We start from the raw sequence: 22,765 nt of genomic DNA on the forward strand, positions 1-22,765 counted from the left end.
TTCTGTAACGACCGTGGTCGCGACGACGCCGATCTCGACGCCCAGCGGGCTCGCTGATCACCCGACCTGCCGGGCATGTGGCGCTGCTGGTCACGGCCCTCGGAACAATCGTTCGCATGGCAGACGTGGCAACAGCCGACAGCCCTCGATGAAATCGCGGATCAATTCGATTGTGCACCAATGCTTTCGCTCCCAATCGCGGATCAGATTACGGGCCACCACCGCAGTGGTCGTGTAGTCGAAGTTCAGGTCGGCCAGCCAGATCCGTAGGTGCACATCACCCTCGGATGGGAACGGTCCTTCGACGGTCATGGCATATCGCCTCCTCGGGCAACACAAGTTGGCAATCCTTCAGCTCCCGGCCTTCCCTCGGAGTCACCGGTCGGACGAACATCGCTGGCTCACCGATCACGACGCTGCCTCCGTGAGCGGCAAGCCCACGATCATGCAGCGACCCTGACCTACCCGCTCACCCTTTCTGGACGAGGCACTAGGACATCAGCGATACAAACCGCTGCAGTTGAGGTTGGAACCGCCGTCGAGGCGAAGCACCTCGCCGGTCGTGTACCCCGCGGCAGGGGAGAGCAGATACAACACCGAACCAACCACTTCCCCGACGGTGGCCAGGCGCTTCATCGGGACTCCCGCGAGCAGGCGCTCACGCGCACCAGCAGGCATCGCCAACACCTTCGGAGTGGCGAAGAGCCCTGGCGCGACGGCGTTTACGCGGATGCCGACACCCAACCACTCTGCCGCCAGCGTCCTGGTCATGCCGAGAAGACCGGCCTTCGCGGCCGCGTACGAAACTTGCCCGGGCAGTCCATCCAGTGCCGCGAGCGAGGAAACGAAGACGATCGACGGCGAATTCGATGCCGTCAACCCCGGATACGCCGCTTGCGCAACCGCGAACTGCGCGACGAGATTGGCTTCGATGTCCGCTCGGAACTCGTCCATCGCGAACGTCGCGGCTGCGTGCACGGTATCGACGACGGCCGCCGCGCCGACTACCGCGTCGATGCCGCCGAGCGCTGACATCGCCTGCTCGACGGCCCGACGCGCAGCGTCGTTGTCGGTGAGATCGGCTTCGACCATCCGGACGTTGGACGCGCCGGAGGTGCCCGGTTGATCGATGCCGACCACCTCGCAGTGGAGTTGTTCCAGCGCTGCGGTGAGGACTCGCCCGAGGCCACCGGCTGCACCGGTCACCACAATCCGGCTCCCAGCCGACGGCACTGTCGACCAGCCAGAATTGAAGTCCTCCATGTCAGACCACCTTGTCCTACATGCTGTTACCAGCCCGTTTATGTCGATCAATTGATCGACATAAACATAATGCAGGTCACACGGAGCCGTCAACCACTTCGGGCGGATTGCACCGATCAATTGATCGACACATAGGATGGAGGCATGGTGCGGCAGAAGTCGGCACTCGCGCGGGAGGTTGCAGGTGGCCAGGAAGAAGTCCCTTGATGAAGGGCCGGTGCTCAGCGGGCGGATTCTCGACAGTGCCAGCCATCTGTTCTACGAGCGTGGGTACGGCTCGACCTCTATCCGCGACATCGCCGAGGCAGTCGGGATCTCCTCCTCGACCATGTATCACCACTTCATGAACAAGCAGGACATCCTGCACGCGATCGTGTCCCGGTTCATGACCGACTTCGTCGACGCGACCGTCCCCACCTTGCGGGACCGTTCACTGAGCCCGACGGAACGGATACGGCGTGTGGTGCGCCTGCACATCGAGTTCAGCCAGGCCCGTCGGCCCGAACTCCTGATCGGCAACCCGATTCGCTACGCACTCGATCCAGCCAACAAAGAACAAGGCATCAAGCTGCAGCGCGCCTACCACGACGCGGTGCAAGAGGTCATCGAGGAGGGTTGCCGGTGCGGCGAGTTCGCGACCGACAACGTCGCGGTCACCACCCTGGCGATACTCGACATGCTCAACGGGATCCGGGAATGGTTCTCCCCGTCGGGGCCGCTCGGTCTCGACGAGCTCATCGACCGCTACATCGAGATCGTGCTGTCCACACTCGGCGCCCGCGACCGGTCCGTGCGCACCTGAGTGATGCTCGAGCCTTGGGGCCCGAGCGCCACTTGGCTGCCTGGTAGTCGATATACCGCCCGCAGCTCAGGGGATGGTGGCAATGATCTCCGCGGCCCGCACGGGCATCGACGGGAACGGTGAATGCGACGACTCGAGCTCGATCACCCGGGTCGGATTGTCCGGAAAGGCTTCGTCGGCATGCGTGATGAATAGTCGCTGCAGGGCAGATGGGATCGTACGGTCGCGGTTGCACAGCACTGGCGGTTTCCAGATTGTTGCGGGGAGGCTGGGGATGGGCGCGCTCAGTGGCGTTGGCGGTCGATCGCATTTGTGAGTGCGGTTACAAGGGGGTGGAGTTCGGTCTTGAAGCTGATGCACTGAGGGGGACTGGCTGCTCTGCATGCAGGTGCGTTCGGGATCAGTGTGTCTGAGGTCCCGATCGTGTCGCCTCGCGCTGCGTGGCAATCCGGCGGCGATCTCGTCCCGCGACATGGGCAACTCGTCGGTTGGTGCGCTGAAGAATACGAAAGTGGCCTCCCGCATCACCTTTCGCTTGCGTGCGACGGTCGACCTCTGCGGCTCCGCGCTCGCATATGTATAGATGGTGGACTTGTCGGTCCAGGCTGAGTAGGTCCACAACGTGCTCTCCAGCATCTCCGCCATGATCACGTTGACGGAGAGATTGGCCTCGCCGAGATGGGGGCCGAGCTGTGGCGGGAGTTGCTGCAGCCCGTTGCCGTGGCGGGCAAGCAGGATGCGGGCGCAGCACGAATCACCGCCAGTCAGAACGTGATTCGCCATACGCCAGATTTCTCAGATCTGGACCCCGCGTGCCCTGGAGACCCGGCCGGGTGATGTCCCGTACGGGTTGTGGCTGCTGTCGCTGATCGCGTCGCGCCCTGGTGAGGAGGTTTGCGTCTGTGAGCTGACCCCGCAGTTCGAGCAGTCCCAGCCGACGATCTCGCACCATTTGAAGGTGTTGCGTGAGGGCGGGCTCATCGACTACGAGCGTCGCGGTACCTGGGTTTATTACTGGGTGATCCCGCAAGTGCTGCACCGTCTTTTGGCGGTTCTGGTCACCGCTGGGGTCGAGCCCGTGACCGCGACCGCATGACATCGCGTGTCCCGGCGCTGGGGCGGCGGCTGCTGGCGGAGTTCGTCGGGACCGCGCTGGCGGTCTGCATAGCGGTGGCGTGACGGTTCTAGTCCGGTTGCCGCAGGTTCGTGCCTTCGGCACCCAGGGGCGGACCTAGCGCGAATCGCAAGACGTCACGAACTCCTGAGCGCGGTCTGCTAGCGGACACGTGATAATGGGTCTGGCCGGAATTTGATGATCGGGTGGGTGTCGATCCGCTGTCGCGCAGGAGGATCGGATATAGACGAAGTTCGTGGTGTTGGATGATTTCGCGAAACCTGTTGTGAGCCTGCTCTTTCCACATCTGTCGGTGGTTCGTCTCGATGGGTGTTTCGGCGACGAGCGGGCGGATCGTGTTCGATGCGTCAACATGTGGTTCTTCGGCTGATTGCACGCGGTGTGAGTGGCTGTGGCGATCATCTCCCAGGTGGCCGGTGCATTGCAGGCGGCCCACGACGCCGGGCTGGCGCACCGCGATGTCAAACCCTCCAACATCAGGGATCGCCCACGCCGCCGACGACCGAATAGAGGGCGTGATCGCCCATCACCTGTACACCCCGCCGCCGCGACCCAGCACCACTACACCCGATATCCCGACTGCCTTCTATGCGGTCATCGCCAAGGGAATGGCCAAAGATCCCGACGATCGTTACCAGTCCGTGCGCGAGCTGGCCGCGGCGGCACACGCCGCGGTGGGCGATTCCGCGGTCGGCACCACCGGGGTCGTGGCTGCGCGCCGTGGGCGGCGAATCAGGTTGTCGCCCAAGACCGCCGGGCTGCTCGCCGCCGGGGCCGCGGTTGCGATACTGGCTGCCGTAGCGGTGATCATTGGTGTCCTACGGCATTCAGGTGGCGGTGGCAATTCGCCCGCACCTATCGGCGGGGCCCACTCGTCACAGACTGCTCTGCCGTTTACCGGCGTAACCCTGCCTACCGGTGTGGCGGTCGACACGGCGGGCACAGTATACGTCACTGACATGGGTAACGATCGGGTGGTGAAACTCCCCGTCGGCTGAACCACCCGGACCGGCCTACACGATCCCAGCGGTGCCGTGACCGCGAAGACAAAGCGATTCGACGTCGAACCTCCCGGCCCGGATGTCAACCTTCAGTGCTCGGAACCATCTAAGAGTGTCGAGAGACCAGAATGTGCCAGAAGGGGTTCACGTCGAGGTCGAGGAATACCCGATCGTGTCGCTGTCCGGCGACGTGGACAAGCAAACATTGCGGGACATCACCGGTCGCGTTCATCTGATCGGTTGGCCTACGTGAAATATGGGACGTAACAAAATTCGTTGCGGAAACAAATTTGGAAATATTCGGCTTCGATCTTGCATCGGGTTCTATCGGATTCGTATCGAAAATTCCATCGGTGTTCTTCTCCGGCCTGGCCGTCGTATGGCTTCGTTGCGGATTCCGCACGGTCGAATGTGGTTACCTCTCCGTCGCTGGAACGGGTTTGCGCTGGTCAGGCGGGTGTAACCTGGGCTGCGAAACTGGATCAAGCGGGCACTGCGAGAGGGTGATTGTCGCCGATTGTCGTCGCGATAGTTCGGTGCGGTCGTATACTCCCGTTATGGCGGATGAGCAGTCCTCCACGGAATTTTCCGAGTCGCCGGTTCTTGTGGTGCAGACGCGAGAACGCGTCTATCGGCTACGCGCCGGAGGTGCATACAATATCGGCCGCGATCCGGCCGCCGATATTGTGGTCACCGATCCGCGTGTTTCGACGTTGCATGCCGTGCTGGAGCGGGGATCGCGCGGTTGGGAAATCGAGGACGCGCACAGCCTTAACGGCACCTTTTTCGACGGTCATCGCGTCGAGCGGATGGTGATCGACCACGACGAGACCTTCCAGCTCGGTCACGCCAAGGACGGTGAGCAGTTGTTCTGCTCGCTGGAAATCTCACTCGGAGCCGAGCCCGAGACCGATGGTGGTTTCGGTGGGGACACGATGGTTGTCCCGGATCCCGGCTATGACATCGACGATGACGCCACGGTCACCCAGTTCGAGCCGGGCTTGCCGCGGCGAGTGTCGCGGTCCTCGCTTCCGGCCGCCCGCCCCAGCGCGGTGGTCCGGATCGTCTCGGGCAAGCTGCGGATCGGGCGCGCTGGCGATAACGACATCGTCGTGCCCGATCTCATGGTCTCTCGCCATCACGCCGAACTGCAGGTGATCGCCGAAGGCAGGTATCGAGTCGTCGACCTCGACAGCCACAACGGCACCTACGTCAACGGCCACCGGGTCGACGCCGCCGACCTGTCCGAATCCGACTTGATCGGCATGGGACACACCACCTATCGGCTCGTCGGCAACGAGCTGCGCGAGTCCGTCGACACCGGTGACATCTCGGTCTGCGTGCAAAACCTCATCGTGCGGACACCGGAAGGCAAAGTTCTCCTCGACGAGGTGACCTTCCCCATCCCGCAGCGCTCACTTGTCGGGGTCATCGGACCCAGCGGAGCGGGCAAGTCGACATTGCTCGGCGCGGTCACCGGGTTGCGGCCAGCGACCGAGGGGACGGTCCACTACGACGGACGCGACCTGTACACCGATTACGACGAACTCCGGCACCGGATCGGGCTGGTCCCGCAGGAGGACATCCTGCACAACCAGCTTCCGACGCGACGCGCGCTGCGTTACGCGGCCGAACTGCGTTTCCCGGGTGATACGCGAGCCGAGGAGCGCGAGCAGCGGGTCGACGAGGTACTCGACGAGCTGGGTTTGGCGCGGCACGCCGATACCCGCATCGATCGGCTCTCGGGTGGGCAACGCAAAAGGGTAAGCGTCGCACTGGAATTGCTGACCAAACCGTCCCTGCTGTTCCTTGACGAACCGACCTCCGGCCTCGACCCCGGCCTGGACAAGACGGTCATGGAAATGCTGTCCGAACTCGCCCACGACGGGCGTACCGTCATCGTCGTCACGCACAGCGTGGCGAATCTCGATTCCTGCGACCGCCTCTTGGTCCTGGTGCCCGGTGGCAGGCTGGCCTATTACGGACCGCCCGCAGAGGGGTTGCAGGAATTCGGGCAGCGCAGCTGGGCCGAGGTGTTCCAAGCATTCGACCGGGAGGAGGGCCGCGACTGGGCCGGTGAATTCCGGAATTCGCCACGCTTCGATAACTACGTGGCGGTCGCGCCGACCGACGACGTCGGCCCGACGGAAGTACATACACCGGCACCGCCGCCCGCGCCGCAGTCCAAGCTCAGCCAGCTCAGTACCCTGTGCAGGCGCTATCTGGCGGTGATTGCCTCGGACCGCAGCTATCTGGCGTTGCTCGGCGTGATGCCGCTGCTGCTGGGCGGTTTGATCGCTGCGATCCCGTCGGGCGCGGGGTTCAGTGGGGCACCGGGAACCAACACCGACGCCCCGACCAAGCTCATGATCTTGATATTCGGTGCATGCTTCGTCGGCACCGGCAACTCGATTCGCGAGATCGTCAAGGAACAGACGATCTACCGCAGAGAACGCGCGGCAGGCCTGTCGGCCGGAGTCTATTTGGTGTCGAAACTGCTGGTCTTGGGTGTGATCACCATCCTTCAGGCGGTGGTGTTGTTCTTGATCGGCACCATTGGTGAGAGTTTCCCGCCGAAAGGGATATTCACCTCGGTCGAGGTGGAGTTGATCTTGGCGATGGCTTTGCTGGGCATCGCGTCGCTGGCGATGGGCTTGCTGGTGTCGGTGTCGGTGAACACCTCGGAAAAGACACTGCCGCTGCTGATCGTGCTGTCGATGGCGCAACTCGTGCTCACCGGCGGTCTGGTGCGGCTGCCCGGCACGCCCGTTCTGCAACAGCTGTCCTACCTGTCGCCGTCGCGCTGGGGCTACGGCGCTGGAGCGGCCAGTCTCGACCTGGACACTCTCTCACCGCACGATGGTGGACCCGACCCGCTCTGGAAACACACCCTCGGTACGTGGCTGCTCGACATGGGCGTCGTCGCTGCTCTAGCAGCCGTCTTCCTCACGCTGGCCTGGTATCGCCTGTACCAGCTGCGGCCACGGCGGCGCGGCGCCCGCCCAGCGCGGATCTGACGCCGACAATCACGGAGCAGCCTGCGGCGCTCGTACTGGTCGGCTGCGCTCGGTGTCCTGGTCGGCGACGGGTACGGCACGCAGGCGATGTTCAGCGACAGCAGTTGGGGTCGAGCACGACGCACAGCGCCGCTAGGGCGTCTCGGCGGGCGCGGTGGAAGGTGTTCATCCCGCGACGTTCAGATTCGACGAGCCCGGCCTTGCGGAGCTGGCCGAGGTGATGGCTGACCGTCGACTCCGACAGCCCCACCGCTGTGGCGAGGTCGCCGCCGTTCTCCTCGCCGGGCGCGCTGGTCAGCAGCAGTGACAGCAGTTTGACCCGCACCGGGTCGGCGATCGCTTTGAGCCGCAGCGCCACTGCGAGTGCGGCATCGTCGTCGATCGGCAGGGCCGCGACCGGCGGGCAGCAGACGGGAGCGGACATGTCGATCACGGGCAGTGCCTTGGGCATATGATCGACTCTACCGACTTCATTGACATATGTCGAAAAGGTGGCAGACTCGGCATCGAACTGGTTCTTCGATATATGTCACACAAGTGGAGGTAGTCATGTCCCGCATCCAGCTCGCCCTCAACGTCGACGACATCGACGCGGCCGTGCGGTTCTACTCGACCCTGTTCAACACCGAGCCCGCCAAACGCAAGCCCGGCTACGCCAACTTCGCCGTCACCGTGCCGCCGTTGAAACTCGTGCTCATCGAAAACCCCGGCCACGGCGGCAGCGTCAACCACCTCGGCGTCGAGGTCGAAACCTCCGACCAGGTGCACGCCGAGATCGCCCGCCTCTCCGAGGCCGGGCTGTTCACCGAAGAGCAGATCGCCACGACCTGTTGCTTCGCCACCCAGGACAAAGTCTGGGTCACCGCGCCCGACACCGAGCGCTGGGAGGTCTACACCGTCCTGGCCGACAGTGACAGCTTCGGAGCCGCACCCGAACTCGGGGACGCCGAGGCCGTCCAGGCCTGCTGCGGCACCGCCGAGGACCCCGCAACGGAAGGGACGTGCTGCAGTCCCACGGCCAAGGAGGAAGCCATCGCCTCCGGCGCCACCTGCTGCAACTAACCCCCGGGCGGGTTCACCAGGTGTTCGCTTGCGCACTGATTCGATAGTCATCAATATCGATAGGTGTCGAAACCGCAGTTACCGCTCATCGGCGTGAACTCACCACCGTGTGAGGTCACGCCCCTGGTCCGCCAACCACTGAGTACCGACGCCGCCACGGAGCTGGCCAGCATCTTCAAGGCGTTGTCGGACCCGGTCCGGTTGCGGCTGCTATCGGTCGTCGCCAGTCATGCCGGGCAGCAAGCCTGCGTCTGCGACCTGTCGGAAGGTTTCGACGTCAGCCAGCCCACCATTTCCCACCATCTGAAGGTGCTACGCGAAGCCGGGCTGCTCAGCAGCGAGCGGCGCGGGTCGTGGGTGTACTACCGCATCGAACCCGCCGCGCTGCGACAGCTGTCGCACCTACTCGACATCACCGCCCCTGCAGCGGTCGCCAGATGACCGCGCATCTGCGGCGGCTGCTGGCCGAGTTCCTCGGCACCGCCGTGCTGGTCACCATCGTCGTCGGCTCCGGCATCGCCGCCCAGCAACTCTCACCCAACGATGCCGGACTACAGCTGCTGGAAAACTCCACCGCCACCGTGCTGGGGCTCGCGATACTGATCCTGGTCTTCGGGCCCGTTTCCGGAGCCCACTTCAATCCGGTCGTCTCCGCCACGCACTGGCTACTCGGCCGCCGCCACGGCACCGGACTGACCGGCCCAGACCTGGGCGGCTACATCGCCGCCCAGATCGTCGGCGCCGTCCTGGGTGCGATCCTCGCCCACGGCATGTTCGACCAACCCGCGCTGCAGATCTCCACCCATCACCGCATCACCAGCGGGCACCTGCTCGCAGAAGTCGTCGCTACCGCCGGACTCATCGCGGTTATCTTCGCTCTCGCGCGATCCGGCCGCGCGACACTCTCGGCAGCAGCGGTCGGCGCCTACATCGGGTCGGCCTACTGGTTCACCTCCTCCACCTCGTTCGCCAACCCTGCGGTCACTGTCGGACGTGTCTTCACCGACACCTTCGCCGGAATCGCCCCCAGCTCAGCCCCCGGATTCATCGCCGCTCAAATCCTGGGCGCACTCCTGGGCCTCGCACTCATCCCCACCCTCTACCCGGCCAGCACCACGGCCGCCGACAACACCGTCGTGCCCCACGACACCGCCGCCATCACCGACTGAAAGGTCGCCTCCCGCAATGCCGCCCAAGCGCAGCGTGCTGTTCGTCTGCGTCCACAACGCCGGACGCTCCCAAATGGCCCAAGCCTTCCTCACCCACCTCGCCGGCGATGCCGTCGAAGTCCGCTCCGCAGGCTCGGCCCCCGCCGAGCACATCAATCCCGTCGCCGTCGAGGCGATGGCCGAGGTCGGCATACACCTCTCCTGCCAAGCCCCGAAAGTCCTCACCCAAGCCGCTGTCGAAGCCGCCGATATCGTGATCACCATGGGCTGCGGAGACGCCTGCCCCTTCTTCCCCGGAAAGCGATACCTGGACTGGGAACTCGACGATCCCGCCGGACAAGGCATCGACGCGGTTCGCGCCATCCGCGACCAGATCCAGCGGCGCGTCCGTGACCTGCTCCACGAACTCGGCATCGACTGACCGCAAACAGCCCATATTCTCGTGGAAGTGGACCTCGAGTCCGCACCATGGCGCTGGGCACGTGGTGTCGATCGGCTCCGGTACAGGGCTGGCTCCCGCAGCGCCGCGCCGAAAGGTCGCGATTGAGTAATCCCTACCTGAGCGGCCGTACTCGTCGACCACGCTGGCGGGGAGCGCGATAGATGGATGATTCGTGGCGGCAGATGTACGGCTACCGAACGTCTGGAGGGGACTTGTTGGTGGATCTGATCTCCAATTGAGTAATCAACCTGTCGACCGACGAGCCCGCAGTGTTCGCCCAGAGGCGCGCGCGGACGGACGGGGATCTCCGACGTCGTCGCCGAGGACGCCCTGAGCCCGGCCGATCGCGCCGAGCGCGGGGACTACGTCGGCTGCATCGCAGGTGCCCTGTCGTTCACCGAGTATCGAAACCACCTGGAGGCGCCGGGATTTGGTGATGTCGCGATCATCCCGACCCATTCGGTGGCCGACGGTATGCACTCGGCGATCGTGAAAGCCGTCAAATCTCGCGGAGTAGAGCGTGTGCTCGGTCCATTACTCCTTCAGGCGGTCGTCATCGTTCTCGATTGGCGTGTCGGGACACACCACCACGTCATCCCGTTACCGTGCGGGGGTAGACCACAAAGGACTGTTCGGCGGCCAGCGGGTAAGAGTTCCCTTGGCAGCCCGGTACTGGCGTAGACCGATTGAGAGGATCTGAACCTTGAGCGATCTTTCTCGCCGTGACCTGCTCAGGACGTCGGTGGCCGCTGGCGTCGGAGTAGGCGTTGTCTCGGGCCTTACGGCCGCGGACACGCCGGATATTGCGGACGCGAGCCCCACCAGGAGCCCAGGATGCCCGCCCACGACGCTGACCGGCCACATCGTCCGCCCCAGTGACGCGTCGTACACGGATGCGCGACTCGGCTGGGACCAGCTCTTTTCTCACTATCCGCTGGTCATCGCGTTTGCCCAGGAAACCCAGGATGTGGTGAACGCCGTGATGTGGGCGCGACAGCACGACATCGCGCTGCGGGTGCGCAGCGGCCGCCACGCCCTCGAGGGCTGGTCGAACATCGACAACGGCATCGTCATCGACGTCAGCGGGCTGAAATCGGTCCAGATCGACCCCGGCGCTCGCATCGCGACGGTCGGTGCCGGGCTGACCCAACTGGAAGCCGTGACGACACTCGCGAAGCAGAACTTTGCGGTCACAACCGGAAGCGAGGGCAGCGTGAGCCTGTGCGGTGCGACACTCGGCGGTGGCCTCGGGCCCCTCAACCGCAGTTTCGGTATGGCCTGCGACAGCCTGATGGCGGCCGAGGTCGTCATCGCGTCGGGTCAGGACTGCGCCGAGGTGATCAACGCGGACTCACAGCACCACTCGGACCTGCTCTGGGCGCTTCGCGGGGCGGGAAACGGCAACTTCGGGATCGTCACCCAACTCACCTATCAGGTGTATCCGCTCGAGCATCTCGCCTATGTGCAGGCGACATGGGATGGCCTCGGAAACCTGTCCGGGGTCTTCGAAGCATGGCAGCGTACGGTTCCGTCCGCCGACAGCCGTTTGGGATCCGAGCTCGAGATCCACAAGTCCCAGATCCTGCTGTCCGCGTGGCTTGTGGACGGGGCAGCGGCACAGGCCAGGCAGATGCTGGCGCCGATCCTGTCGGTCGGCACGCCCGATGTCACGGTGCAGGTCGGTAACTGGGGCGACATCTTTGCCGGATCCCAGGTCCCGCTCGCGCAAGAGCCCGCGAACTGGAAGTTCTTCTCGCAGTTCGTCAAAGAACGGTTCCCGAAGAACGCGATCGACATCATCGGCGACTTCATGCGCAACGCCCCCACAGAGGAGAGCAACTACTTTGTCGATGCCTTCGGTGGGGCGATCAAGACCGAGCCCCCCGGCGGCACGGCGTTCGCCCATCGCGACGCCCTTTTCTACGGCGAGATCGGTGCGGCCTGGGGGACTCGTTCACCACAACCAGGCGTCAGCGACCCGCTGACCGCGCAGGCCCAGGCATGGACCGCCGAGTTCAGCCAGGCGCTGCGGCCCTTTACGGACGGCGCTTACGTCAACGTGCCGAACGTCGGAATGCAAGAGTGGCGAACCGCCTACTGGGGCAGCCAGCACTTCGAGCGGCTGCGCAGGATCAAGGCGACGTACGACCCCCACAACGTCTTCCAGTACGAGCAGAGCATCCCGCCTGCGTCACACTGATCGACAGTTCGCCGCTGCTCGCAACTCCCGGTTGGCCGTCGGCGGCCCCGAGGGTTTCGTTACCGTCCACCCGCCTGAGCACACGTCAAAGCGCGGTGCGTGCCGCTGGCGGGGCCGGTCCGATCCGCCACCTGAGCGCTACCTCTGGACACACGCGACCGGTCGTGTCCGGTGATGGGTATGACGCCGGTGTCTGGGTATACGTCGCACCGTGTCGCGAGGAAGCCCTCGTGCACGCGGACAGCTCAGTTGCGCGGATCGTGCGTGGTGGAGCACCCGGCGAAGTTCACTCGAACACAGGAGGGTTATTTCTGACGTACTGGCCGCATGGGAGCAGGTGTTCAGCCGAGCCACAGCCGGGATCGGTGCTGGGAGACCACGACGGACAGTCGTCGCCGATTTGACCGATCACGCTGCGCAGTTGCAGTGGGATGTGAGTCGGTTATCCGACCTCCGAGACCTTTTCGCGCCGACCGGACCGTTGTGTGAGATCTCGGCCAGCAGTGGGTGGTTGGAGATCTACACGGACCTGGGGAACCGGTTCGAACAGTTGCATAAGCGCTTCTCGTAGCCGGACCGTCGATCCTCCAGCCGAGCAGGTATTTGGATCAAATTTGATGCAAATACGTGCTCGAGTAATGCACGAGAGGGGACTTGAACCCCTACGTGCGGCAGATTTGCCTAAACCATGTGTTCGACGACATCTAATATAGGCATTCCGATGTTTGGTTCAACGCCATCGGTGGAGTGTTTCTACCGTAATAGGCTGCAGCTGAGCATCTTTCATCTCGACTGCACTTGTAGGTGGCCGTCACGTGTCGTGTCACGGCTTCGAGGGGACTCTCTACATCATTTGCGTAGTGAATTACGCCTGTCCGGGGTTCGACACTCACTGCTCGATCAGCGAGCTGGTACACCACTCTGCCGGACACAACCCCTTGCCACGGCCGCGCTATACGTCGGACGCATAGCGGTCAGCAACCGGGCGGTATAGCCCCTGCGCGGCCCGAAACCCAGATCACGCCGGGCGTACGTCGGCTGCCACCACACCCGCGTCTTGTATGCATCAAGGTCTTCAACTTTCCCGGCCCTGCGGTGCGGGTCGGCGTAGCTGCGAAGCTGACGGGAGTTCCGGATGACCCCGATGGCAGTCCAGGCCGCGTCAGCGAATCCAGCTTGGGAGAAGCAGCCACTGCACCGGCTCGCCTGCCTACTGTGTCCTGGCACGAGACGACGCTGCCGAACCGTTCGGCGGCTGGATCCTCCATCGCGATGAACACTGGTTGGTGGCCCCCGGCGAACCGGCCACGACCATGCCCGGCGCGCTGCGAATCACCTCGCGGCGGCATTACGTCGACTTCGCCGATATGGCCGCCGCCGAAGCCGCGACCTTCGATCCGCTGTGTTCCGTTCTCGGTCGGGCGCTACGGGCAACCACCGACGCCGAACGCGTGCACCTCGTCTCGACCCGCGACCGCATCGCGCACTTCCACGCCTGGCTCTACCCGAGACCGGCCGCCCATCCGCTGCGCGGCACCGAATTTCTCGACGCCCCCCAACGCGGCACCCCCGCCCTCGTCGAGAGCACGGCACGCGCCCTCCGCACCCATCTCTCCGAATACCTGCTGGGCTCGACCCACTAGCACCGGTCTTCAGCTGACCCGCTACGCCCGTCCCATCAGCGATCGCCGAGGCCACCGATGCGACGGGAGCGGTTCACACCCAACCCGCCGAGGACCAAGCCGATCAGACCGAATGCCATGGCCACCCAAGCCCCGACTATCCCGTTGCCGGTGCCGGGACCACCATCGGCGGTGGCCGCGAACACGCTACCGAGGACCAGACTGAGCAGCCCCGAGGCCAAGGCCAGCACCGCGCCTCGCCGCTCATTGCCCGTGCCGAAACGACCGACGCGGGCCAGGACGAGAACGCCGACCACTACACCGACCAGCCCCACCAGCGCGGTCAGGCTCGGACCGAGCCGCCCGGACGTCATCCCGGTGACGGCGGCAGTCTGCTGGACCGAGGCGGTCGCTGGTGCGGCGAGGACGATACCTGCGAGCAGGCCGGGTGCTAGGACAGCGGGCAGATGACGGATAGACATGAGACTCCCTGTGTCGATGGCTCGATGTCGCTTCATCATGTGCGCCGACCGACCGCCGAACATCCTGCAGACGTGGACAATTCGCGCTGCCACCGCTGCGGTAGACAACTGCTCCGGACGCGGTAGAAGCCGCGAAACTACCGCGTTCGCAGTAGCGGACTCATCGTCCGTACGCGGGAGTTGCCCAGGCGAGATTCCAGTTAGGGTGCACACATGAGCAGGGCACCGATCCGGATCGGAGACTGGGCGGTCGCCGTCGGAGCGGCGGCCATCCTGTTGGGCGCCGGTCTGTCCGGGCAACGCTCTCCCACAAGTCTCGACATGCTGGGCTATGCGTTGCTGATAGTCGGCGGCCTGGGGTTGGCCGCGCACCGCTGGGTTCCGGTCACCGTGCTGACTGTGAGCGGGTTGTGCGTATTGGGTTACCAGGCAATCGGTTTCGATGTGGCCGCCATCGCTTTCCTGATCGCGGTGTACGCGACGGTCCGGGCCGGACATCACCTCATCGCGGTGGCGGGTTCGCTGCTCATGGTGGTCACTTTGCCGTTCGCGATGCTCCTCGCGCATCACGACTGGTCCGTGGGTGAGGCGTTCACGCAGGCCCGCGATGCCCTCCAACTCGCCTGGCTCATCGCGGCCGGTGCGGCGGGAGAGGCACTGCGGCAGGCAGAGCGGCGAGCCGACGAGGCCGAGCGCACCCGCGAGGAGACCGCGCGGCGCCGCGCCGACGAAGAGCGCTTGCATATCGCGCGAGAATTGCACGATTCACTCACGCACCAGATCTCGGTCATCAAGGTGCAATCCGAGGCTGCCGTCCATGTGGCGCTCAAGCGGGGCGAAGCGGCGCCGGAGGCGCTGCTCGCGATTCGGGAGGCCGGTCGCGAGGCCGCGCGGGAACTGCGAGCGACACTGGAGGCGCTGCGCGACGACAGCACCGCCCCACGACAAGGGCTCGACCACGTCCCGGACCTCGTGGAACGCGCCCGCACAACGGGTTTGGACGCGACGCTGACGATCGAAGGACCACGCGTGGATATGCCCGCCGCAGTGGACCGGACTGTTTACCGAATCATTCAGGAGTCGTTGACAAACATCTCCAGGCACGCCGCCGCCACGAGGGCATCGGTCCGGATCTATTACCGCCCCGACGCGTTGATCATTCGGGTCGACGACGACGGCAAGGCCGGACCGCATAACTCGCCCGTCCACGGTGTTGGACTGCTCGGGATGCGCGAACGCGTCAACGCGCTCGGTGGCCAACTCCGGGCGGCACCACGAAGCGACGGCGGGTTCTCCGTACAGGCCGAACTCCCCGTGGAACCAACATGATTCGCGTCCTACTGGTTGACGACCAACCACTCATCCGCAGCGGATTCCGCGCGCTCCTGGACCTCGAAGACGATATCGAGGTGGTGGCCGAGGCCGCCGACGGGCGCGAGGGTCTGACGCTGGCCAGGCGACACCTGCCCGACATCGCGCTCATCGACATTCAGATGCCCGGGATGAACGGCATCGAAGCAACCCGGCACATCGCGGCAGACCCGGCCCTGACCGGTGTGCACGTAGTCATCCTGACCAACTACGGCCTGGACGAATACGTCTACCACGCACTACGCGCGGGCGCGGCCGGCTTCCTCGTCAAAGACATTCGCCCGGAAGACTTTCTGCATTCGGTTCGCGTCGCCGCTCGTGGTGACGCTCTGCTCGCCCCGTCGATCACCCGCCGCCTGATCCACCGGTATCTCTCCCAACCACCCAACACCAGCGCCGGACTGAAGGAACTGACCACCCGCGAACGCGAGGCCGTCACACTCGTCGCGCAGGGCCTGTCCAACGACGAGATCGCAAACCACATGGTCATCAGCCCACTAACGGCGAAAACCCACATCAACCGGGCCATGATCAAGCTCCATGCCCGCGACCGCGCGCAACTCGTAGTCCTGGCTTATGAATCCGGTCTGGTCATCCCGCACAACTCCTGACAATCCCGCTCGGAAGTCCGGTGAACCATCTTGCAGCGGCCAAGGACCAGACCATCGCACCGTAATCGGCTAGTTACCGCGCACTCCGGTCCACTAGAGTCAGCAGCTACAACGACCGCCGCTGAACCCGCCGAACAAGACAGGCGAGGGCGGCACGTCGGGCGTTCCAGGTGTTGACCGCCGCCTCGCCCCACAGGGTTTCGATGGCTTGACCGAGCCGGTGGGCGGTCGTGTAGACGGCGATGACGCAGGCGCGACGGGTGTTCGGCGACCGGACCGCATCGAGGTAGGCATCCCGGGCGTCGCGGACGGTGATCGGAGTCGATCCGATCGTGATCGACTCTCTGACGGGCTTGCCGCAGTTCGGAGGTCCTGCCGCGTGGTGGCTTCCGGGGTGGTATGCGTGGGTAGAATCGGTTGCCGATATCGGTTTCGTCATATGTTCGAGGGTGGTGGTGCGGGGTGCGGGAGTTCCAGCGGGGGGCGGTGCGGTTGCACATCCTGCATCACGCGGCCGAGGAGGGTGTGCACGGTGCGTGGCTGACCACGGAGCTGGCGCGCCACGGGTACGGCATCAGTCCGGGCACGTTGTATCCGACGTTGCATCGGCTCGAGGCCGATGGGCTGCTGGTTTCGGAGCAGCAGGTGGTGGACGGCCGGGTGCGGCGGGTGTATCGGGCGACCTCGGATGGGCTGGCGGCCTTGGCCGCCGACCGGAAAGCGTTGGCGGAGTTGGCGCGTGAGGTGCTCGGCGAGCACACCGCGTGAGCCAGCCACTACCGGCGGCTCACGCGGACGCTGTGCTCACCGCCGGGCTGGGGCGAGTCGTCGGCGGATGAGGTAGACCAGCGCATCGATGGCCAGGACCGCGGTGCCGGACAGGACCGAGGAGACGGGCAAGGCGAAGGCCAGGATCACGCATCCGGCGGCACCGAGGGCGGGAATCAGGCGGTGCGGCCGGCCTTCGCGGGGGTGTCCCTATGTCCGTTGTCAGGTCGTGGGGTCGATGTTCTGGCTGGTGACGATGCTGGGTGAAGCTGGTTGTCGGTAGCGTGTTTTGGGTGGCGACGAAGGCTGAACGGCGGGCTGCCCGTGATTTGGTGGCTGCGTATCACGAGGCGCAGCTCGGTGTGCTCATTGAGCATGTAGGCCGGCGGTGGACTGGTTTCATGGCGGCGAGCAGGACGCGTTCGAGGTTGATGCGGTGATCCACTAGTTCCATCGGGCGGCCCGGCAGCTGTGGTCGTTTTGTGCCCAGTCCGGTCCAGGTGGAATCGACCGCGCACCTGATTGAGCGCATGGCCGATGACGGCCAGGCCATCGATTGGTGGCAGCGCGGCGCGTCGGCGAAGGCTCGCAGTGCCGAGGACCGCGACGTCTGATCAGGCGGTGGCCGCGACGCGGTAGGGCTGTTTGGTTTTGTTGCAGTAGGCGACCACCGCCGCGACCGCCAGGCCGATCACAGCCCGGACCCGGCCGCCGCCGCGGCCGGGGCAAGTGCGGCGAAGATCCCGGCGCCGATCATCGATCCCAGCCCGATCACCACCGCGTGACCCACGCCGAGCCGACGCTGGAGGTGAGGGCCGGTCCGGCCGGAGGTCGGCATGGTGGACACACGCACTCCCGAAGTCATACGAACGGACATTCGTGACGATAGCCGATATCGGGAAGCGATACCCTGGTAGGTGGTAGTCCTTCATGTAGTGATCCGACATATGGGGGAACGATGAACTCACCCCATCCCGCGTTGGTACGGCTGGCCGCGGTCGTAGTCGTCGCTCATGTGGCCGTGTTCGCCGGGCATCTGGTCGTGGTGGCACGGATTCCGCCCGGCTTGCCCCCGCCGACGGTTCTGGTGCTCGCCACCGCTGTCAACATCGCTGCGCTGCTGGGGTTGATCCTGTTGTGGCGGTCCAGGTTCGGTGCGGCGGGTGCGGTGATTCTGGTGTCGATGGTGGTGATGCTCGCCATCGGCGTTGTCGCGCATTTCGCGGGTTCCGGGCCCGAGAGCGTATTCGGTGTTCCCGCGTCGGATTGGGCGTTGTGGTTCCGGGTCACGGCCGTGGCGCTGATTGTCTTGGAGGTGATCGGTTGCTGGATCGGTATCCAGGCACTGCTCGCGCGAGGTCGTGGGCAGGGTTCCCGCGCAGCCGATCAGCACGCCGTGACACCGGCCCGGGGAGTGCGGCCGTGACCAGGCGATCGGCTCGCCGCCGCCTGACGGTCGCCGAGGCTCTGGTTGTCGCGACCGTGGTGGTCGGCGCGTTGTTCGGATCACTGCTGGACCGTGCACTGGTCGCCACGGTCGCGTGGCGGGATCTGGGGGTGGTGGCGTGGGCCGATTACAGTCGGCATGCGGATCTGGGGCCGGGTGAGGTGGTATACCCGATCGGCGGGATCCTCTGGTGGGGCCTGGTTTTCGCGGCTGTTATCGCCTGTCGGCGGGATCGGTTCGCATGGCGCGCGGTCCGGGTGCCGCTGTACCTGGCAGTGGTGGCGGTGCTCGGGGCGACTGTCTCGACCGTGATCGCCGCCCCGACGATGCAGCATGTGGGCACGATCACCGACACCGACACCGCCGCGTTGCAGCACGCGTTCGACACGTTCACCGTGTGGGGTGTCTACATGCGGGGCATCTGCTTCGCTGCCGGATTCCTGTGCAGCGCATGGGCGCTGGTCGTCCCGCTGCTCCAGCGCCCACTGCCGGTACCGCACTCGTCGGCCACCAGCGCGACCGCATAACAGCGGCGGCGATCGGCCTGCGAGAAACGGGAGGACCCGACGTCGTCGTCAGCGGACAGGCGGGACTTCATCGGAAAACGGCGCCCGCGCGCAGTCCGGGAATCTGCGCTGTTCCACGCCCGCGCTGTGCTGGATGAGTACGCTCGATCCGACGTATATCGGGTGACGATATCGGGAGGCGAGTGCCGATGACGGGAACGCAGCGGTGGTCGTGGCCGCGCATCCTGGGCGCGGACAGCCCGGCGGCGGTGATCTGCATCCGGGTGGCGGTGGGGCTGGTGTTCCTGAGTGAGGGGATCCAGAAGTTCCTCTACCCGGACAAGCTGGGGCCGGGCCGCTTCGACAAGATCGGAATACCAGCGGCGACGTTCTTCGCGAACCTCGACGGGGTCGTCGAAATCGCCTGCGGCGCATTGATCGTCATCGGATTGGCGACCCGGCTGGCGGCGGTGCCGCTGCTGGTCGACATCAGCGGGGCGATTGTGCTGACCAAGCTGCGCGAGCTGCGGCCCGGCGGATTCCAAGGCATACAAGGTTTCTGGGGGATGGCACACGACGCCCGCACCGACTTCGCGATGCTGCTCGGGCTGATCTTCCTGCTGTGGGTCGGCCCCGGCCGCTGGTCGCTGGACGCCGCGATCGCGCGGGGTGCTCAGCCGACGCGCAGCAGTGCCATGAACCCGTAGTCCATGTGCAACTGCTGGTGGCAGTGCAGCAGCGACGCGCCGGTCTGGTCGGCGACGACATCGATCGCCATCTCGTGGTAGCCGCCGAGCATCACCACATCCTTGCGCAACCCCGCGGTCGGGGTCCCCGCGATGTGGGTGACCTCGAAGGTGTTGCGGTGCAGGTGGATCGGGTGGATGTCGTCGGTGGCGTTGCGCAACCGCAGCCGGTAGCGGCGCCCATGCGCCAAGTCGAACACCGGTGTAGCGGTGTCCATGTCGAAGGCGACACCGTTGAGAGTCCACAGGTTGTACCCGTCGCGGTCGGCGTTGCGTTTCTCGATCAGCAGCTCGATCTGCTCCTCCGGCTCCGCCGAGGTCGCACCGGATCGGGTGAACAGCCGGTAGTCCCACGTGAACGGCGGCGGCGGTACCCATTGCGGGTCTCCGGTGCGGCCGGCGTATTCGACGACGATGCCCATGCCGTTGTCGCGGTCGTCGTCGGAGAGGTCACCGAGCACCCACACGCCCGGGTTGGTCATCTCCACCACCGCCGAGACCCGCTCGGCGGTACCCAGCCACAGCACCGGCACCCGCGCCGGGTTCGGCACCGGGTTGCCGTCCAACGCCAGCACCGTGAACGTGTGTCCGTGCAGGGCGAGGCTGCGGTTCTCGGTCGCGCCGCCGTTGACCACATGCAGCAGCACCCGCTCGCCCTCTTTGACCCGGATCGGGTCGCCGTGGCCGAGCATGCGGCCATTGATCGTGAAGGTGTCGTAGCCGACCTCGTAGCCGTGCGGCTTGCCCGACGCCAGCGACGCCGCCATCGCCGCCTCACCCTTGTCGCGCAACTCCGCAACCGGTTCCCCGGCCAGGAAGTCAGCGGCCATGTCCCCGCCCTGGCTCAGCGAAGGCCCGAACTCCTTGAGCGTGAGGAACACCTCCCGGTCATAGGCGCCGGGATTCTGCTTCGGCTCGATGTATACCGGCCCGACCTGCCCGTTGTACTGGCCCAGGTTCAAGTCCGCGCCGGCGACCAGATGCGTGTGATAGAACCGCAGCCCCGACGGGCCCGGCGTGAACGACAACCGCCGCATCCCATGCGCCGGAATGAACGGGGTGCCCTCCTCAGCCGACCCGTCCACCTCCACAGGCACCGCCTGCCCGTGCCAATGCAACTGCTCAGGCGTGCCGGTGTCGTTGTGGACATCGACCACCACCGGTTTGCCTTCGGTGAACTGCAGCAGCGGGCCCGGAAATTGACCGTTGTACAGCGTGGTCGACACCACTCGCCCCGGCGCAACCTCCACCTGCCCCTGCCCGATATGCAGCGTGTGATCGGCCTTCGCCGTCCCAGGCGACCGGTCACACCCGGCCGCCACTGCTGCCGCGCCACCGCCCGCCACCACCACGCCGGTCATCCCGAGGAACTCACGACGGTTCACTCGCATCCACCCCTCCAGATATCGAAAGCCGATGTCGCACCACGATATCGTCTCGCGACGAAGTGCTGAAGTGGCGCGACCGGGCCTATCGCCGCTGCCAGCGCACGCGGGGCAGGCCGCGCGGGAACCGTGCCTCGGCCTACCCTCGCGGACTCAGCCGGTACAGCGTGATGCGGCCAAGGTCGCAAGAGCGGGCGAGAGCTGCAATCGAGCAGCTCGACAGCCCTCGCCCGCCGACGAGTCAACGTCTTGTGTCCAACGACAACTACAAGGCCATCGACGAGGCCATCGACGCACTCGACGGCGCGCTCGGGCTCTCGCGCCGCGAGAACACCCGCCTGCTGGTGATCATCTCCGACGGCAACTTCAACGCCGAACCCCGCCGCATCGCCCAACAACGCCTCGACCGACTCCGCGCCAGCGGGTGCGCGGTGCTGTGGCTCGAACCCAACACCCTCTACACCGAACCTCTCGCAGGGGCCACCGTCCACACCATCACCGACCCCGCCACCACCGCCCGCGCCGCCACCACCGCCGTACGCACCGCATAACACCCTCGCCGGGTGCGGGCAGGCACACCCCGCCCCGCCTCACCTCCACCGCCACCACCGCGCCCGCGCGGTGGTGGCCTCGTTCCGGTCGGCCCTGGCGGTACATCCGACTCACGGTCGGGAGTGCGGAATTGTCGAATTCCTCTCGGGCTGAGGGAATTCCGGAAACCGACGAGAGGAATTCAGGGCGCGGATTTTCTTTTGACGACCCGCTTGACATCGGCACGGGTATCGAGCGTCCATAGGGACGGGAACAATGCCGAACCCTCCGGGGGATTTCCCCCGATCCGGTGTGGTTTCCGTCCCGGCCGGGACATGACCGAACACCCACACGAAATCCCGAATTCACGGAGGGACCTGTCATGTCCACACGCAAGAAGAAGACCACCGCCAGCAAGCAGCCGCCCCCTGACCCCGCCCCGACCCCTGACCCGACCACCGACCCCGCCCCGGCAGCCCCTGTGGGCGAACAGGGCGTGGGTGTGCCCGTGCTGCGCACCGACACCGAAAAAGCGGTGTGGGCGGCGTTGGGCAACTATCCCGGATTCACCATCGATGAGTTGGCGGGTGCGGCCGGGATCTCCGGTTCCACTGCGCGGCGCATCCTGACGGCCTGGGAAACCGCCGGAATCGCCCGCTCCCACCGCGACCCTGAATCGCCCCGCGCGGCCAAGACGTCGACCACCGCCGAACAGGTCACCACACCCGAACCGGCCGAACCGGCCGCGCCCGAATCGGTTGTGCCCGAACCGGTTGCCGCTGAGCCGCCCCAATCCGTGAGCGTTGACGGGACGGAACCGGTCCCCGGCGCGCCCGCCGATACCGGGCGGACACGGCCGTAGCCGCGACCGTGGGCGACGAACCCGCCGCCCCTGCCGCCAATGCCCCGGCCCCGGCCCCTGATGCGGCAGCGGCGCAGCCCGAGTCGACCGAACGGCTGGCCCCTGGGGCGTTGCGGGGACCGGTCGAGGACTTCCTGCGCGATCACCCGGGCGAGGACTACACCCCGCATCAGATCGGCAAAGCCATCGACCGCTCCAGCGGCGCGGTACACAACGCGCTGATGAAACTCACCACCGGCGGCATCGCCCGCCAAACGTGCACGGCCCCCAAGAAATTCGCCCTCACCGACGCGTGACCCTGCCTGCGCGGCCGGGGTCCCCGACAGCCAGGGGACCCGGGCAC

At 65.6% G+C, this 22,765-nt stretch carries 27 protein-coding genes and 3 pseudogenes; 22 read left to right on the forward strand and 8 right to left on the reverse strand.

The features are described 5' to 3' along the window. Window positions 1–90: 90 nt before the first annotated feature. Window positions 91–312 (reverse strand): hypothetical protein, encoded by a 222-nt coding sequence (locus tag ACQP1T_RS19565; RefSeq protein WP_433754497.1) that lies wholly within the window; start codon window positions 310–312, stop codon window positions 91–93. A 186-nt stretch (window positions 313–498) separates the two neighbouring features. Continuing rightward, entirely contained in the window at window positions 499–1,263 is a 765-nt protein-coding gene (locus tag ACQP1T_RS19570) for an SDR family NAD(P)-dependent oxidoreductase (RefSeq protein WP_433754498.1), read from the reverse strand. A gap of 184 nt (window positions 1,264–1,447) precedes the next feature. Here ACQP1T_RS19570 and ACQP1T_RS19575 point away from each other — a divergent pair, with 184 nt between their 5' ends. Further along, complete coding sequence (locus ACQP1T_RS19575) at window positions 1,448–2,065, forward strand: TetR/AcrR family transcriptional regulator (protein ID WP_433754499.1); 618 nt, start codon at window positions 1,448–1,450, stop codon at window positions 2,063–2,065. Window positions 2,066–2,131: 66 nt separating this feature from the next. Here ACQP1T_RS19575 and ACQP1T_RS19580 read toward each other — a convergent pair whose 3' ends face one another. Further along, a complete protein-coding gene (locus tag ACQP1T_RS19580) occupies window positions 2,132–2,848 on the reverse strand; it encodes a hypothetical protein (RefSeq protein ID WP_433754500.1) in 717 nt (238 codons plus the stop codon). Window positions 2,849–2,906: 58 nt separating this feature from the next. Here ACQP1T_RS19580 and ACQP1T_RS19585 point away from each other — a divergent pair. From ACQP1T_RS19585 to ACQP1T_RS19605, 5 genes and pseudogenes are all read left to right on the forward strand, one after another. Further along, window positions 2,907–3,161, forward strand: a pseudogene (locus ACQP1T_RS19585) (ArsR/SmtB family transcription factor); the annotation flags it as partial. Between the two features lie 427 nt (window positions 3,162–3,588). Further along, window positions 3,589–3,778: pseudogene (locus ACQP1T_RS19590) on the forward strand (hypothetical protein); the annotation flags it as partial. 30 nt (window positions 3,779–3,808) lie between these two features. Then, window positions 3,809–4,198, forward strand: coding sequence for a hypothetical protein (locus ACQP1T_RS19595; RefSeq protein WP_433762262.1), 390 nt, complete (start codon window positions 3,809–3,811; stop codon window positions 4,196–4,198). Window positions 4,199–4,331: 133 nt separating this feature from the next. Continuing rightward, window positions 4,332–4,454 carry a hypothetical protein gene (locus tag ACQP1T_RS19600; RefSeq protein ID WP_433754501.1) on the forward strand — a complete coding sequence of 41 codons (123 nt, stop codon included), beginning with the start codon at window positions 4,332–4,334 and terminating at the stop codon, window positions 4,452–4,454. A gap of 304 nt (window positions 4,455–4,758) precedes the next feature. Then, window positions 4,759–7,218, forward strand: coding sequence for an FHA domain-containing protein (locus tag ACQP1T_RS19605; protein ID WP_433754502.1), 2,460 nt, complete (start codon window positions 4,759–4,761; stop codon window positions 7,216–7,218). Between the two features lie 91 nt (window positions 7,219–7,309). Here the strand turns inward: ACQP1T_RS19605 and ACQP1T_RS19610 are convergent, their stop codons facing one another. Then, on the reverse strand, window positions 7,310–7,669 hold the full coding sequence (locus ACQP1T_RS19610; RefSeq protein ID WP_433754503.1) for an Rv2640c family ArsR-like transcriptional regulator: 360 nt from the start codon (window positions 7,667–7,669) through the stop codon (window positions 7,310–7,312). A gap of 98 nt (window positions 7,670–7,767) precedes the next feature. Between ACQP1T_RS19610 and ACQP1T_RS19615 the strand changes: the two genes are divergently transcribed. The 6 genes from ACQP1T_RS19615 to ACQP1T_RS19640 all read left to right on the forward strand — a co-directional run bounded on the left by ACQP1T_RS19615 (window position 7,768) and on the right by ACQP1T_RS19640 (window position 13,734). Then, entirely contained in the window at window positions 7,768–8,280 is a 513-nt protein-coding gene (locus ACQP1T_RS19615) for an ArsI/CadI family heavy metal resistance metalloenzyme (RefSeq protein ID WP_433754504.1), read from the forward strand. 63 nt (window positions 8,281–8,343) lie between these two features. Then, window positions 8,344–8,721 (forward strand): ArsR/SmtB family transcription factor, encoded by a 378-nt coding sequence (locus tag ACQP1T_RS19620; protein WP_433754505.1) that lies wholly within the window; start codon window positions 8,344–8,346, stop codon window positions 8,719–8,721. Continuing rightward, entirely contained in the window at window positions 8,718–9,449 is a 732-nt protein-coding gene (locus ACQP1T_RS19625) for an aquaporin (RefSeq protein ID WP_433754506.1), read from the forward strand. Before ACQP1T_RS19620 ends, ACQP1T_RS19625 begins: the two co-directional genes overlap by 4 nt. Window positions 9,450–9,465: 16 nt before the next feature. Beyond that, entirely contained in the window at window positions 9,466–9,870 is a 405-nt protein-coding gene (locus ACQP1T_RS19630; RefSeq protein ID WP_433754508.1) for an arsenate reductase ArsC, read from the forward strand. 724 nt (window positions 9,871–10,594) lie between these two features. Next, window positions 10,595–12,091 (forward strand): FAD-binding oxidoreductase, encoded by a 1,497-nt coding sequence (locus ACQP1T_RS19635; RefSeq protein WP_433754509.1) that lies wholly within the window; start codon window positions 10,595–10,597, stop codon window positions 12,089–12,091. A gap of 1,283 nt (window positions 12,092–13,374) precedes the next feature. Further along, window positions 13,375–13,734, forward strand: a complete 360-nt coding sequence (locus tag ACQP1T_RS19640; protein ID WP_433754511.1) for a hypothetical protein — start codon at window positions 13,375–13,377, stop codon at window positions 13,732–13,734. A 35-nt stretch (window positions 13,735–13,769) separates the two neighbouring features. On the opposite strand, the gene ACQP1T_RS19645 is transcribed toward ACQP1T_RS19640, so the two are convergent. Next, the gene (locus ACQP1T_RS19645; protein ID WP_433754512.1) at window positions 13,770–14,195 is read right to left on the reverse strand and encodes a DUF6223 family protein; all 426 of its coding nucleotides are present in this window, start codon (window positions 14,193–14,195) and stop codon (window positions 13,770–13,772) included. Window positions 14,196–14,408: 213 nt separating this feature from the next. Between ACQP1T_RS19645 and ACQP1T_RS19650 the strand changes: the two genes are divergently transcribed. Next, the gene (locus tag ACQP1T_RS19650; protein ID WP_433754513.1) at window positions 14,409–15,524 is read left to right on the forward strand and encodes a sensor histidine kinase; all 1,116 of its coding nucleotides are present in this window, start codon (window positions 14,409–14,411) and stop codon (window positions 15,522–15,524) included. After that, window positions 15,521–16,177 (forward strand): response regulator, encoded by a 657-nt coding sequence (locus ACQP1T_RS19655; protein WP_433634819.1) that lies wholly within the window; start codon window positions 15,521–15,523, stop codon window positions 16,175–16,177. The genes ACQP1T_RS19650 and ACQP1T_RS19655 overlap by 4 nt, the downstream gene beginning before the upstream one ends. 106 nt (window positions 16,178–16,283) lie before the next feature. On the opposite strand, the gene ACQP1T_RS19660 is transcribed toward ACQP1T_RS19655, so the two are convergent. Next, window positions 16,284–16,616 carry a hypothetical protein gene (locus ACQP1T_RS19660; RefSeq protein WP_433754514.1) on the reverse strand — a complete coding sequence of 111 codons (333 nt, stop codon included), beginning with the start codon at window positions 16,614–16,616 and terminating at the stop codon, window positions 16,284–16,286. A 23-nt stretch (window positions 16,617–16,639) separates the two neighbouring features. Between ACQP1T_RS19660 and ACQP1T_RS19665 the strand changes: the two genes are divergently transcribed. Together ACQP1T_RS19665 and ACQP1T_RS19670 are read left to right on the forward strand one after the other, a co-directional pair. Then, window positions 16,640–16,945 carry a PadR family transcriptional regulator gene (locus ACQP1T_RS19665; protein WP_433754515.1) on the forward strand — a complete coding sequence of 102 codons (306 nt, stop codon included), beginning with the start codon at window positions 16,640–16,642 and terminating at the stop codon, window positions 16,943–16,945. Window positions 16,946–17,427: 482 nt separating this feature from the next. Beyond that, window positions 17,428–17,559 carry a hypothetical protein gene (locus ACQP1T_RS19670; protein WP_433754516.1) on the forward strand — a complete coding sequence of 44 codons (132 nt, stop codon included), beginning with the start codon at window positions 17,428–17,430 and terminating at the stop codon, window positions 17,557–17,559. Between the two features lie 39 nt (window positions 17,560–17,598). On the opposite strand, the pseudogene ACQP1T_RS19675 reads toward ACQP1T_RS19670, so the two are convergent. Beyond that, window positions 17,599–17,783: pseudogene (locus tag ACQP1T_RS19675) on the reverse strand (amino acid permease); the annotation flags it as partial. A 120-nt stretch (window positions 17,784–17,903) separates the two neighbouring features. Between ACQP1T_RS19675 and ACQP1T_RS19680 the strand changes: the two are divergent. The 3 genes from ACQP1T_RS19680 to ACQP1T_RS19690 all read left to right on the forward strand — a co-directional run bounded on the left by ACQP1T_RS19680 (window position 17,904) and on the right by ACQP1T_RS19690 (window position 19,605). Beyond that, on the forward strand, window positions 17,904–18,371 hold the full coding sequence (locus ACQP1T_RS19680) for a hypothetical protein (RefSeq protein WP_433754517.1): 468 nt from the start codon (window positions 17,904–17,906) through the stop codon (window positions 18,369–18,371). Then, complete coding sequence (locus tag ACQP1T_RS19685) at window positions 18,368–18,919, forward strand: hypothetical protein (protein ID WP_433754518.1); 552 nt, start codon at window positions 18,368–18,370, stop codon at window positions 18,917–18,919. Before ACQP1T_RS19680 ends, ACQP1T_RS19685 begins: the two co-directional genes overlap by 4 nt. A 188-nt stretch (window positions 18,920–19,107) precedes the next feature. Further along, window positions 19,108–19,605 (forward strand): DoxX family protein, encoded by a 498-nt coding sequence (locus ACQP1T_RS19690; protein ID WP_433754519.1) that lies wholly within the window; start codon window positions 19,108–19,110, stop codon window positions 19,603–19,605. On the opposite strand, the gene ACQP1T_RS19695 is transcribed toward ACQP1T_RS19690, so the two are convergent. Beyond that, complete coding sequence (locus ACQP1T_RS19695) at window positions 19,572–21,035, reverse strand: multicopper oxidase family protein (RefSeq protein ID WP_433754520.1); 1,464 nt, start codon at window positions 21,033–21,035, stop codon at window positions 19,572–19,574. The two genes, ACQP1T_RS19690 and ACQP1T_RS19695, sit on opposite strands and share 34 nt — an antisense overlap. A 245-nt stretch (window positions 21,036–21,280) precedes the next feature. On the opposite strand from ACQP1T_RS19695, the gene ACQP1T_RS19700 reads away from it, so the two are divergent. From ACQP1T_RS19700 to ACQP1T_RS19710, 3 genes are all read left to right on the forward strand, one after another. Next, a complete protein-coding gene (locus ACQP1T_RS19700) occupies window positions 21,281–21,580 on the forward strand; it encodes a hypothetical protein (RefSeq protein WP_433754521.1) in 300 nt (99 codons plus the stop codon). Between the two features lie 362 nt (window positions 21,581–21,942). Then, window positions 21,943–22,422 carry a hypothetical protein gene (locus ACQP1T_RS19705; protein WP_433754522.1) on the forward strand — a complete coding sequence of 160 codons (480 nt, stop codon included), beginning with the start codon at window positions 21,943–21,945 and terminating at the stop codon, window positions 22,420–22,422. 8 nt (window positions 22,423–22,430) lie between these two features. Further along, a complete protein-coding gene (locus tag ACQP1T_RS19710) occupies window positions 22,431–22,718 on the forward strand; it encodes a hypothetical protein (protein ID WP_433754523.1) in 288 nt (95 codons plus the stop codon). The last annotated feature ends 47 nt before the right edge of the window (window positions 22,719–22,765 follow it).

Origin of the sequence: Nocardia sp. CA-135398 (assembly GCF_050955845.1) — a bacterium.
Taxonomy (GTDB): domain Bacteria; phylum Actinomycetota; class Actinomycetes; order Mycobacteriales; family Mycobacteriaceae; genus Nocardia.

Excerpts from the sequence above, each read along its gene's own strand:
- ACQP1T_RS19645 (WP_433754512.1), bottom strand. The coding sequence starts at position 14,195 with ATGTCTATCCGTCATCTGCCCGCTGTCCTAGCACCCGGCCTGCTCGCA.
- ACQP1T_RS19660 (WP_433754514.1), bottom strand. The coding sequence starts at position 16,616 with ATGACGAAACCGATATCGGCAACCGATTCTACCCACGCATACCACCCC.
- ACQP1T_RS19650 (WP_433754513.1), top strand. The coding sequence starts at position 14,409 with ATGAGCAGGGCACCGATCCGGATCGGAGACTGGGCGGTCGCCGTCGGA.
- ACQP1T_RS19570 (WP_433754498.1), bottom strand. The coding sequence starts at position 1,263 with ATGGAGGACTTCAATTCTGGCTGGTCGACAGTGCCGTCGGCTGGGAGC.
- ACQP1T_RS19595 (WP_433762262.1), top strand. The coding sequence starts at position 3,809 with ATGGCCAAAGATCCCGACGATCGTTACCAGTCCGTGCGCGAGCTGGCC.
- ACQP1T_RS19690 (WP_433754519.1), top strand. The coding sequence starts at position 19,108 with ATGACGGGAACGCAGCGGTGGTCGTGGCCGCGCATCCTGGGCGCGGAC.
- ACQP1T_RS19630 (WP_433754508.1), top strand. The coding sequence starts at position 9,466 with ATGCCGCCCAAGCGCAGCGTGCTGTTCGTCTGCGTCCACAACGCCGGA.
- ACQP1T_RS19680 (WP_433754517.1), top strand. The coding sequence starts at position 17,904 with ATGAACTCACCCCATCCCGCGTTGGTACGGCTGGCCGCGGTCGTAGTC.
- ACQP1T_RS19615 (WP_433754504.1), top strand. The coding sequence starts at position 7,768 with ATGTCCCGCATCCAGCTCGCCCTCAACGTCGACGACATCGACGCGGCC.
- ACQP1T_RS19580 (WP_433754500.1), bottom strand. The coding sequence starts at position 2,848 with ATGGCGAATCACGTTCTGACTGGCGGTGATTCGTGCTGCGCCCGCATC.
- ACQP1T_RS19565 (WP_433754497.1), bottom strand. The coding sequence starts at position 312 with ATGACCGTCGAAGGACCGTTCCCATCCGAGGGTGATGTGCACCTACGG.
- ACQP1T_RS19610 (WP_433754503.1), bottom strand. The coding sequence starts at position 7,669 with ATGCCCAAGGCACTGCCCGTGATCGACATGTCCGCTCCCGTCTGCTGC.
- ACQP1T_RS19605 (WP_433754502.1), top strand. The coding sequence starts at position 4,759 with ATGGCGGATGAGCAGTCCTCCACGGAATTTTCCGAGTCGCCGGTTCTT.
- ACQP1T_RS19625 (WP_433754506.1), top strand. The coding sequence starts at position 8,718 with ATGACCGCGCATCTGCGGCGGCTGCTGGCCGAGTTCCTCGGCACCGCC.
- ACQP1T_RS19655 (WP_433634819.1), top strand. The coding sequence starts at position 15,521 with ATGATTCGCGTCCTACTGGTTGACGACCAACCACTCATCCGCAGCGGA.
- ACQP1T_RS19695 (WP_433754520.1), bottom strand. The coding sequence starts at position 21,035 with ATGCGAGTGAACCGTCGTGAGTTCCTCGGGATGACCGGCGTGGTGGTG.
- ACQP1T_RS19705 (WP_433754522.1), top strand. The coding sequence starts at position 21,943 with ATGTCCACACGCAAGAAGAAGACCACCGCCAGCAAGCAGCCGCCCCCT.